This is a genomic window from Streptomyces odonnellii, from assembly GCF_000981895.1.
GTDB classification, from domain to species: Bacteria; Actinomycetota; Actinomycetes; order Streptomycetales; family Streptomycetaceae; genus Streptomyces; species Streptomyces odonnellii.
Genome location: NZ_LATD01000253.1, coordinates 1 through 10621, shown reverse-complemented (window position 1 = coordinate 10621; position 10621 = coordinate 1). Strand labels below are relative to the sequence as shown.

General features: G+C 70.7%; 6 protein-coding genes. 1 reads left to right on the top strand and 5 read right to left on the bottom strand.

Features of this window, described 5'->3' with window-relative positions; genetic code table 11:
• Positions 1 to 147: 147 nt before the first annotated feature.
• From WH07_RS22865 to WH07_RS22845, 5 genes are all read right to left on the bottom strand, one after another.
• Positions 148 to 4005, bottom strand: coding sequence for an ABC transporter ATP-binding protein (locus WH07_RS22865; RefSeq protein ID WP_046503169.1), 3858 nt, complete (start codon positions 4003 to 4005; stop codon positions 148 to 150).
• 168 nt (positions 4006 to 4173) lie between these two features.
• A complete protein-coding gene (locus tag WH07_RS22860) occupies positions 4174 to 5031 on the bottom strand; it encodes a serine hydrolase (RefSeq protein WP_046503166.1) in 858 nt (285 codons plus the stop codon).
• A gap of 174 nt (positions 5032 to 5205) precedes the next feature.
• A complete protein-coding gene (locus WH07_RS22855; protein ID WP_046503164.1) occupies positions 5206 to 6876 on the bottom strand; it encodes a thiamine pyrophosphate-binding protein in 1671 nt (556 codons plus the stop codon).
• Positions 6873 to 8021 carry an agmatinase gene (speB, locus tag WH07_RS22850; RefSeq protein ID WP_232789023.1) on the bottom strand — a complete coding sequence of 383 codons (1149 nt, stop codon included), beginning with the start codon at positions 8019 to 8021 and terminating at the stop codon, positions 6873 to 6875. The genes WH07_RS22855 and speB overlap by 4 nt, the downstream gene beginning before the upstream one ends.
• A gap of 176 nt (positions 8022 to 8197) precedes the next feature.
• Positions 8198 to 9706, bottom strand: a complete 1509-nt coding sequence (locus WH07_RS22845) for a sodium:solute symporter (RefSeq protein WP_046503161.1) — start codon at positions 9704 to 9706, stop codon at positions 8198 to 8200.
• 138 nt (positions 9707 to 9844) lie between these two features.
• Here WH07_RS22845 and WH07_RS22840 point away from each other — a divergent pair.
• The coding region (locus WH07_RS22840; protein WP_198533870.1) for a PucR family transcriptional regulator ligand-binding domain-containing protein at positions 9845 to 10621 on the top strand (777 nt) is incomplete at its 3' end.

Here is a 10621-nt window from a genome sequence, read left to right as displayed (position 1 = left end):
CCCCCAGCCCGACCCAACACACGCCCCCCTCAAGGCCCCCATCGCATATAGGCGTACGACGCATCCACGGCCCGAAAGGTTGCGAAAGGCACCAAAGGGCGGCAAGTGCACCCACGCGCCCCCTTGATGCCTCCGCACTACGCCCCCTCAGACCACCGCGGCCGGCTCCTCCTCGCCGAGGAAGCTCCGCCACAGCTTGGCGTACCGGCCCTCCAGCGCGAGGAGTTCATCGTGCGTACCGTCCTCGACGACCCGCCCGTGGTCCATCACCACCACCCGGTCCGCGCGGGCCGCGGTGGTCAGCCGGTGCGCCACGACCAGGGTGGTACGACGGCCCGTCAGCCGATCGGTGGCCTGGTTGACCAGGGCCTCGCTGGCCAGGTCGAGGGCGGCGGTCGCCTCGTCGAGCAGGAGTATGTCGGGGTCGACCAGTTCGGCACGGGCCAGGGCGATCAACTGGCGCTGCCCCGCGGAGAGATTGCGCCCGCGCTCGGCGACCTCGTGCAGATAGCCGCCGTCCAGCGTGGCGATCATCTCGTGCGCGCCGACCGCGCGGGCCGCGGCCTCGACCTCCGCGTCGCGCGCGTCGGGGCGGCCGTACGCTATGGCGTCACGGACCGTACCGGCGAAGAGGTACGCCTCCTGCGGTACGACTCCGAGCCGGTGGCGGTACGCCGTCAGATCCAGGTCGCGCAGATCGCTGCCGTCCACGGTGACCCGGCCGGAGGTCGGATCGTAGAACCGCGCGACCAGCTTGACCAGCGTGGACTTGCCCGCTCCGGTCTCGCCGACGAAGGCGACGGTCTGGCCCGCCGGTATCCGCAGATCGACACCCGCCAGAGCAGCCTCCCCCGAGCCGGTGATGCCGACCGAGCCCCTTGAAGCCGCTGAGCCCGCCGCACCCGCCGCACTCGCTGCACCCGCGCCGGATTTCCCGTTCGACGCGAACTCCTGGCTCGTCAACCCCTCGCTCGCAAGCTCGTTGTACGCGAACTCCACGCCCTCGAAGGCGATCTCGCCCCGCAGCGACAGCACGTCCAACGGCTCCTTCGAGGCGGCCGTCGAGGTCGGCTCCCGCAGCAGCTCCTGGATACGGCCCAGCGAGACGGTCGCCTGCTGGTAGCCGTCGAAGACCTGCGAGAGCTGCTGCACCGGGGCGAAGAACAGGTCGATGTAGAGCAGATACGCGACCAGCGCACCGGTCGTCAGCGTCCCGGACTCCACCCGCCCCGCGCCAACGATCAGCACGGCCGCCGCGGCCACCGAGGACAGCAACTGTACGAAGGGGAAGTACACCGATATCAGCCACTGGCCCCGCACCCGGGCCTCACGGTAATGGTCGCTGCGCCCGGCGAACCGCTCCGCGCCGTCCTTCTCGCGCCGGAACGCCTGGACGATCCGCAGCCCGGACACCGACTCCTGGAGGTCCGCGTTGACAACGCTGATGCGCTCGCGGGCCAGTTCGTACGCCTTCACGCTCTTGCGGCGGAAGTAGACCGTACCGACGACCAGTACCGGCAGGGTCGCGAAGACCACCAGCGCGAGCTGGACGTCGATCACCACCAGCACGACCAGAATGCCGAAGAAGGTGACGACGGAGACGAACGCCGTGACAAGGCCCGTCTGCAGGAACGTCGAGAGCGCGTCCACATCGGTCGTCATCCGGGTCATGATGCGGCCGGTCAGCTCGCGTTCGTAGTAGTCGAGCCCGAGGCGCTGGAGCTGCGCGAAGATCTTCAGGCGCAGCGCGTAGAGGATGCGTTCGCCGGTCCGCCCGGTCTTGCGGGTCTCGCCGATCTGCGCCGCCCACTGGACGAGTACGGAGACGAGTCCGAGCGAGGCGGCCACCCAGACGGCGCCGAGCGCGAGCTGCTCGACGCCCTGGTCGATGCCGTGCCGGATGAGGACCGGAAGCAGCAGGCCCATTCCCGCGTCGACCGCGACGAACGCGAGGCTGATCAGCAGCGGCAGCCCGAAGCCGCGCAGCAGCCGGCGCAGTCCGTACGACTCCTCGGCGGCGACCGCGCGCGCCTCGTCCACTTCGGGGGTGTCGGTGGCCGGGGGCAGCGCCTCCACCTGGGCGAGCAGTTCGGGGGTGGCGCCGGGGGCCGCCGCGTCGGCGGCGTCGCGCGCCTCGTCGCGCACCCACAGCCCCGGGGTGACTCCGCGCTCGGCGTCGAACTCGGCGTCGATCTCCTCCTGGAGGGCGCGGACCTCCTCCGGGGAAGGGGCATCGTCCGCGCATTCGGCGGCGACGGGGGTGTGGCCGGGCGAGACGCCGCCCAGTTCCTCGGGGTCGGTCAGCAGTCGGCGGTAGAGAGCGGACCGTTCCTGCAGCTCGTCGTGGGTGCCGATGTCGGCGAGCCGTCCGCCGTCGAGTACGGCGATACGGTCCGCGAGGCCGAGGGTGGAGCGGCGGTGGGCGATGAGCAGGGTCGTACGCCCGGCCATCACCGCGCGCAGCGCCTCATGGATCTCGTGCTCGACGCGGGCGTCGACGGCGGAGGTGGCGTCGTCGAGGAGGAGCAGCCGGGGGTCGGTGAGTATGGCGCGGGCCAGGGCGATGCGCTGGCGCTGGCCGCCGGAGAGGGTGAGGCCCTGCTCACCGACCTTGGTGTCGTAGCCGCCGGGCAGGGCGCTGATGAAGTCGTGGGCCTGCGCGGCACGGGTCGCTTGGAGGATCTCCTCCTCGGTGGCGTCCGGTTTGCCGTAGGCGACATTGGCGCGGACGGTGTCGGAGAACAGGAAGCTGTCCTCCGGTACGAGTCCGATGGCGGCCCGCAGTGAGTGGTGTGTCAGCTCGCGCACATCGTGGCCGCCGACGAGGACGGCGCCGTGCGTCACATCGTAGAAGCGCGGCAGCAGGAGCGAGACGGTGGACTTGCCGCTGCCGGAGGAGCCGACGACGGCGACCGTCTCGCCAGGCCGTATCTCCAGCGAGAAGCCTTCGAGAACGGGCCTGCCGTTCTCGTACGCGAACGACACGTCGTCGAACTCGACGGAGCCGGGGGCGTCCGCGGGCAGTTCCTTCGTGCCCTCCTGGAGGGTGGGCTCGGTGTCGATCAGCTCCAGTACGCGTTCCACACCGGCGCGGGCCTGCTGGCCGATGGTCAGCACCATGGCGAGCATCCTGACCGGGCCGACGAGCTGGGCGAGATAGGTGGAGAAGGCGACGAACGTACCGAGGGTGATCTGGCCGCGGGTGGCCAGCCAGCCGCCGAGCGCCAGCATGGCGACCTGTCCGAGGGCGGGTACGGCCTGGAGCGCGGGGGTGTAGCGGGCGTTGAGCCGGATGGTGCGCAGCCGCCCGGCGAACAGCTTGCGGCCGGCTTCGCGGAGCTTGCCGGTCTCCTGGTCCTCCTGCCCGAAGCCCTTGACGACCCGGACACCGGAGACCGCTCCGTCGACGACCCCGGCGACGGCGGCGGCCTGGGACTGGGCGTACCAGGTGGCGGGGTGCAGCCTGGTGCGGCTGCGGCGGGCTATGTACCAGACGGCGGGGGCGACAGCGAGGGCGATCAGGGTCAGCGGCAGGGACAGCCACGCCATGATCGCCAGGGATATGAGGAACAGCAGGACATTGCCGATGGTCATCGGCAGCATGAAGAGCAGGCCCTGGATGAGCTGGAGGTCGCTGGTGGCACGGCCTACGACCTGTCCGGTGGAAAGGCTGTCCTGGCGCCGTCCGTCGAGGCGGGCGATCGTGCCGTACATCTCGGTACGGAGATCGTGCTGGACGTCGAGTGCGAGACGGCCGCCGTAGTAGCGCCGGACGTACGTGGCGGCGTAGACGCCGAGCGCGGCCAGGATCAGCAGGCCCGTCCAGACGAGGAGCGAGCGGCTGCCGTCGCCGATGACATCGTCGATGACGACCTTGGTGATCAGCGGGACGAGCGCCATCACCGCCATGCCGGCGAGCGACGACCCGAGCGCGAGGATCACATTGCGCCGGTACCGCCAGGCGTACCCGGTCAGCCGCCGTGCCCAGCCCTGCTCCGCCGCCACTGATGCCTCCCGGTCGTCCTGATCTACCGGAAGGCACCAACGCGGGCGACGGCGGATTTCATCCCTCCGCAACAAAGACCGGTCTGCGGTCCTAGGACCCACCCTTCACCGGCCTGATCCTTCACCGGACCGGTCCGTCACCGCCGGCCTCGCGACCGGCGGCGGTCGTCACTTGGCCGCGGCGAGATCCTTGTGAACGGCGCGGGCGACGGCCTGGATGGTGTTGATGCCGTCGTTCATCGTCTTGTTGTCGTGGGTGAGCACGGTGATCAGGTAGTTGTTGCCCTTGCCGGTGAACGCGCCGATGCTGTGCACGCGCCAGCCATGGGTGGACCGCTGGAGCCAGCCGTTCTTGAGCTGGACGGTGGCCGAGGCCGGGGCGCCGGCCGGGACGCCCCACCGCTGGGACGAGATCACCCTGCGCATCCGGTCCAGGATGTAGCTGCGGGCGTTGTCGCTGAGCACGCTGTTCTTGGCGGTCACCAGGGTGAGGAGCTGCTGCTCGTCACGGGCGGTGATCTGGGTGAGTCCCCAGGAACCGTTCGCGCCCGGGGTGGTCTGGGTCATCCCCGCGGCCTTGAGGAATCCCTTGATCTTCGTCAGACCGAGCTGCTTCCACAGGGTGCTGGTCGCCGCGTTGTCCGACTTGGTGATCATGGCTGTGGTGAGGTCGACCTCGCGCTGGGTCAGATAGCGGTTGGTCTTCTTGGCGTCCCAGAGCAGGGCCGCGAGGACGGTGACCTTGACGACGCTGGCGGAGTCGAACTTCTGGGTGGAGCGGAGGGTGCACCGTGTGTTGGTCGTACGGTCGTAGACCGCCACGGCGGTGGTCGACGCCCTGCCCTTGAGCGCCGCGGTGATGTCCTTGGACATCTTGCTCGCGAGGCCCGCCTTGCCGGAGGTACAGGCGACGGCCGGAGCCGCGGCCATCGCGGGTGCCGCTCCCGCGGCGACCGGTACGAGCCCGGCGGCGAGGGCGATGGAGAGCGCGCCCCGGGCGCGCCAGGATATTCGCTGCTGAGTCATGAAGTTCCCCGCCCCTGTCCCTCGTGTCAGGAGCGCGCCGCCCGGCGCGCTCGCAGACATGATGCACAGCGAAGGGTCAATGGTTGTATGGGCTCGAACACAATCCCGGACCGAGACCGAATCGTGTTGATTCATGCCTCCCGGCTCCCTCTTGCCGAGACCGCCGGGCCGGGCTCAGAGATGCGTCGGCGCGAACATCCTGAGCAGGGCGGGAAGCACCACCACCGAAGGCCCGGGGGTGGCGAGCGCGGCGCCGAGGTCCTCGCGCAGCGACTCCGGGTCCGTACGGACGGCCGGGACGCCGAAGGACTCCGCGAGGGCCACGAAGTCCGGGCGGGCCAGCTCCGTACCGGTGGTCTCGCCGAAGGCGTCCGTCATGTACTCGCGCAGGATGCCGTAGCCACCGTCGTCGACGATCAGCCAGGTGACCGGAAGGCCGTACTGCCTGGCGGTGGCCAGCTCGGCTATGGAGTACATCGCGCCGCCGTCGCCCGACACGGCCAGGACCGGTGTCGTACGGTCGGCCACCGCGGCGCCCAGAGCCGCGGGAAAGCCGTAGCCGAGGCCGCCCGCGCCCTGGGCCGAGTGCATGGGGCCCGGCCAGGCGGACCAGGCCCAGTAGGCGAGGATCGTCATGTCCCAGAAGCTGGGGGACGCGGCGGGCAGGGCCGCGCGTACGGCGTCGAGCACCCGTCGCTCCAGGGTGAGGTCCTGGGCCTCGATCCTGGCCCCTACCTTCGCCAGGACCGTACGGACCGCTTCGGCGGCGGCCGGGTCATGGCGCCGGGTGACCGACTCCAGCAGTGCGGACAGCGCCGTCCGGGCATCGGCGTGGATACCGAGCGCGGGGTGGTTGGACTCCAGCTTGCCGAGGTCCGCCTCGATCTGGATCACCCGGCCGCGGGGACTCAGGGTGTGGTAGTTCGAGGAGAGCTCGCCGAGGCCGGAGCCGACGACCAGCAGGACGTCCGCGTCCGCCAGGAAGTCGGTGGTGTGCCGGTCCTCGATCCAGGACTGGAGCGAGAGCGGGTGCTCCCAGGGGAAGGCGCCCTTGCCGCCGTAGGTGGTGACGACCGGGGCGGAGAGCTTCTCGGCGAGGGCGAGCAGCTTGCCCGCGGCATCGGCCCGTATCACCCCGCCGCCCGCGATGATCACCGGGCGCTCGGCGTGCGACAGGGCGTGCGCCGCGACCGCACTCAGCTCGGGGCGCGGCCTCAGCTCGCGCGGCGTGGCGTCCGGCACCGTGACGACCGGCAGGGTCGTCGGCGCGAGCAGCACGTCCTGCGGGATCTCCACCCAGACCGGGCCGTGCGGGGCGGTGAGCGCGGACTCCCAGGCGGCGGCGATCGCGGAGGGGATCTGCGAGGCGGTACGGACAAGGTGGACGGATTTGACGATGCCGCGGAAGGACGCCTGCTGGTCCGGGAGTTCATGCAGATAGCCATGGCGTCCGCCGCCGAGGCCCGCGGCCGGCACCTGACTGGAGATGGCCAGCACCGGGGCCGACGCGGCAGCCGCCTCCTGAAGCGCGGGCAGCGAGGTGAGCGCGCCGGGACCGGTCGACAGCAGCAGGGGTGCGGCCCGGCCGGTGACCCTGCCGTACGCGTCGGCGGCGAACCCCGCGTTGTTCTCGACGCGCAGCCCGACATAGGTCAGACCGGATCTGCGGAGGGCGTCGAACATGCCGAGCGCGTGCTGGCCGGGCAGCCCGAAGACGGTGGTGACACCGAGACCGCTCAGGGTCTCGATGACGAGATCACCGCCGTTGCGCCCGGCCGGCGGGTTCAGCGCGGCCTTGGTCTGCGCCTCGGTGGGACGGAGCACCACATCGTGGTCGTGGGTCACTTCGCCGCCTCGTTCGGCGCCCCGGGCGCGGTCGGGGCGGCAGACCCGGCAGCGGTACGGGCCTCCGCCGTCTGGCGGGACATGATCGTGGTGAGTTCGTAGGCCGTGTGGGAGGCGGCGACGGAGGTGATCTCGGCGTGGTCGTACGCGGGCGCGACCTCCACGACATCCGCCGAGACCAGATGGCAGGAGGCCAGCCCCCGGACGATCTCCAGCAGCTCGCGGGAGGTCAGTCCGCCTGCCTCCGGGGTGCCGGTGCCGGGCGCGTGTGCCGGGTCGAGCACATCGATGTCGACGGAGATGTACAGCGGACGGTCCCCGATGCGCTGCCGGAGCTGGTCCGCGATCTCGTCCACGCCCCGGCGCATGACATCGGCCGAGGTGACGATGCCGAAGCCCATCCTGGCGTCGTCGTCCAGGTCCCGCTTCCCGTACAGCGGGCCGCGGGTGCCGACATGGGAGAGCGCCTCGGTGTCGAGGATGCCCTCCTCGACGGCCCGGCGGAACGGCGTGCCGTGCGTGTACGCGGCGCCGAAATAGGTGTCCCAGGTGTCGAGATGAGCGTCGAAGTGGAGCAGCGCGACCGGGCCGTGTTTCTTGGCCACCGAACGCAGCAGCGGCAGCGCGATGGTGTGGTCGCCCCCGAGTGTCATCAAGCGGGCGCCGGTGCCCAGCAGTTCATCGGCGGCGGCCTCGATGGTGTCGACGGCCTCACCGATGTCGAAGGGATTGGCCGCGATGTCCCCGGCGTCCGCGACCTGCGCGAGCGCGAAGGGCGAGGCGTCCTGGGCCGGGTTGTAGGGACGCAGCAGCCGCGAGGCCTCCCGTATCGCGTTGCCGCCGAACCGGGCGCCGGGCCGGTAGGAGACCCCGGCGTCGAAGGGGACGCCGACCACGGCGACATCGGCGGTGCCGACCTCGTCGAGCCGGGGCAGCCGCGCGAAGGTGGCCGGTCCGGCGTACCGCGGGATACGGGACGAGTCGACGGGCCCGCGCGGACGGCCGCCGAGCCGGCCGACGCCACGCGAACTGTCGTCACGCGAACTGTCGCCGGGCAGGCGGTCGTCAGACCTGGGCGAACCGTCCGCACGGCCGGCGGCGGCCGGGTCCGGGGGTACCAGTCCGCTGTGTCCGTTGCTGCTCATCGTCGGGCCTCTCCTGGTGATGCGTGCGGCTCCGCACTGCTCTGTTCTGTGTCGTCGCCTGTGCCGACTGTGTCGTCGGGCTGACGTGCTCGAAGCTGATGTGCTCAAGAATGGCCCGGCCCGCCGACAGCCGTACTGGCCTGTGGATAACTCTTCCCGGCCCCCCTCGGACCGCTTCAGACCACCGGCACCGCGCCCTCCCCGGCGCTCGCCACGGCACCCTCCTCACCGTCCTGACCAGCCAGTCTGCGGCGCCAGGCGGCCAGCACCGCTTCGTCCGTAGGCCTGGTCATCAGACTGACGATCACATAAGCAGTCAGCGAGGAGAGCAGCCCGTAGTAGATCGGTTCCGTGGCGAGGATCCCGTACGCCGCCATCAGCCCCACCACCGCGCCGCCACCGACGATCACGGCGGCCAGCGCCCCGTACACCGTGCCGCGCCGCCAGAGCAGACCGCCGAGGATCGGTACGAGCAGCCCTCCGACCAGCAGGTTGTACGCGACGGTCAGTGCCTCGACAACATTGTTCAGCGCGATCGCGATGGCGATGACGGCGACGCCCATGATCAGGATGAAGAGCCGGTTGCCCCTGACCTCGTCGCGCTGAGCATCGTCGCCGGCCCTGTCGCCGCCGGCCCCGTCACCGCCCGCGCGTCCGGCACTCCGCAGCCGCGACCAGATGTCGTTGTTCGCAACGGTGGCGCACGCGATCAGCGCACCCGAGGACGTCGACATGACCGCCGCGAGGGCGGCGGCCAGCACCAGCCCCCGTACCCCGATGGGCAGTTCGTCCTTGACGATGGTCGCGAACGCGTCGTCCGCGCTGCCCAGATCCGGGTAGAGCGTCTTGGCGGCCGTACCGATGACCGCGCCGGCCAGGGCGTACGCCAGACAGTACGTACCGGCGACGGTGCCGCCCCAGCGCGCCACCTTGTCACCGCGCGCGGTGAACACCCGCTGCCAGATGTCCTGCCCGATCAGCATGCCGAAGGTGTAGATCAGGACATACGTGAAGATCGTCTCGCCGCCGATGCCGAACGGCGCGAAGTACTCGTCCGGCAGTTTGGCCCTCATCTCGCCGAAGCCGCCCGCCTTGACCACGGCGATGGGCAGCAGGAGCAGCAGAACCCCGATGGTCTTGACGACGAACTGCACCATGTCGGTGAGCGTGATGGACCACATGCCGCCGAGCGTCGAATAGGCGACGACGATCGTGCCGCCCAGGACGATCGCGACCGTACGGTTCAGATCGAAGAGGACATCGAAGATCGTGGCGTACGCGATGGTCGAGGTGACCGCGAGCATCAGCGTGTACGCCCACATCACGATGCCCGAGATGAGCCCGGCCCGGCCGCCGTACCGCAGATCGAGCATCTCGGAGACGGTGTAGACCTTCAGCCGGGCGATCCGCGCGGAGAAGAAGACGGAGAGCGCGAGCAGTCCGAGGCCGATGGTGAAGACCATCCAGGCGCCCGACAGGCCGTGCCGGTAGCCGAGACCGACACCGCCGATGGTGGACGCGCCGCCGAGGACGATGGCGGCCATGGTGCCGGAGTACATCCACGGGCCGAGTCTGCGGCCCGCGACCAGGAACTCGCTCTTGGATCCGGCGCGGCGCATGCCCCACCAGCCCATGGCGAGCATGCCGGCCAGATAGACGACGATCACCGCGTAGTCGACAGCCATGGCTTCCTCCGTCAGGTTCCGCCGGGTCCGGGCGCCCTCGCGCGGCGCCGTCCGTGGGACAAGACCGTAGGTGGCCGGAAAGCAGCACTGAAGTGTACGTTTCATCCATTCCACTCGCTGATGATGGATGGATCGTCCATGCCGGATCCCGTACCGCCGCCCACTCCACCGATTCCGCTGGCCGCGCTGTTGGCGGACAGCGGGCTCGGTCTGCGCCGGATCGCCGGTCCGGACGATGACGCGGCCACTGCCGTCCATTGGGTGCACACCTCGGAGATGGCCGATCCCTATCCGTATCTGCTCGGTGGTGAGCTGCTTCTGACCGCTGGTGTCCAGTTCACGGCCGCTTATGCCGATGCGTATGCGGCGCGGGTGGTCGAGGCGGGGGCGGCGGCGCTGGGTTTCGGGGTGACGCCGGTGTACGACAGGGTGCCTCCGGCACTCATCACGGCCTGCGACCGGCACGGCTTGCCGCTGCTCGAGGTCCCGCCGCGCACCCCGTTCACGGCGGTGGCACGGGGGGTGTGGCGGCTGATGGCGGAAGCACGCCACCGGGAACTCGGCCGGGTCACCCGGGCCCAGCAGGGTCTGGCCGCCGCCGCGGCCCGCCGGGACCCGGTGCCCGCGGTGCTGCATCAGCTCGCGGTACGACTCGGAGGGCGGGCGGTGCTGTTCGCACCGGACGGCACGGAGCTGTACGGGACGGGCCGCGCCCTGTCCCCGGCGGCCCGCGAAGCACTGGCGCGTCTGGCGGGGGTGGTCCATCCGGACAGTCCCCCGGGCGACCGGCCGCCGGGGCCCGAGCCGGACTCCGGGCCGGATTCCGGACCGGGCTCCGCGCCGGACCACTCACCGGACTCCGGACCGCATCCCACACCGGCCCCGGTCTCCGCACCAGGTCCGGCGTCAGACCCC

Excerpts from the sequence above, each read along its gene's own strand:
- WH07_RS22845 (WP_046503161.1), bottom strand. The coding sequence starts at position 9,706 with ATGGCTGTCGACTACGCGGTGATCGTCGTCTATCTGGCCGGCATGCTC.
- WH07_RS22860 (WP_046503166.1), bottom strand. The coding sequence starts at position 5,031 with ATGACTCAGCAGCGAATATCCTGGCGCGCCCGGGGCGCGCTCTCCATC.
- speB (WP_232789023.1), bottom strand. The coding sequence starts at position 8,021 with ATGAGCAGCAACGGACACAGCGGACTGGTACCCCCGGACCCGGCCGCC.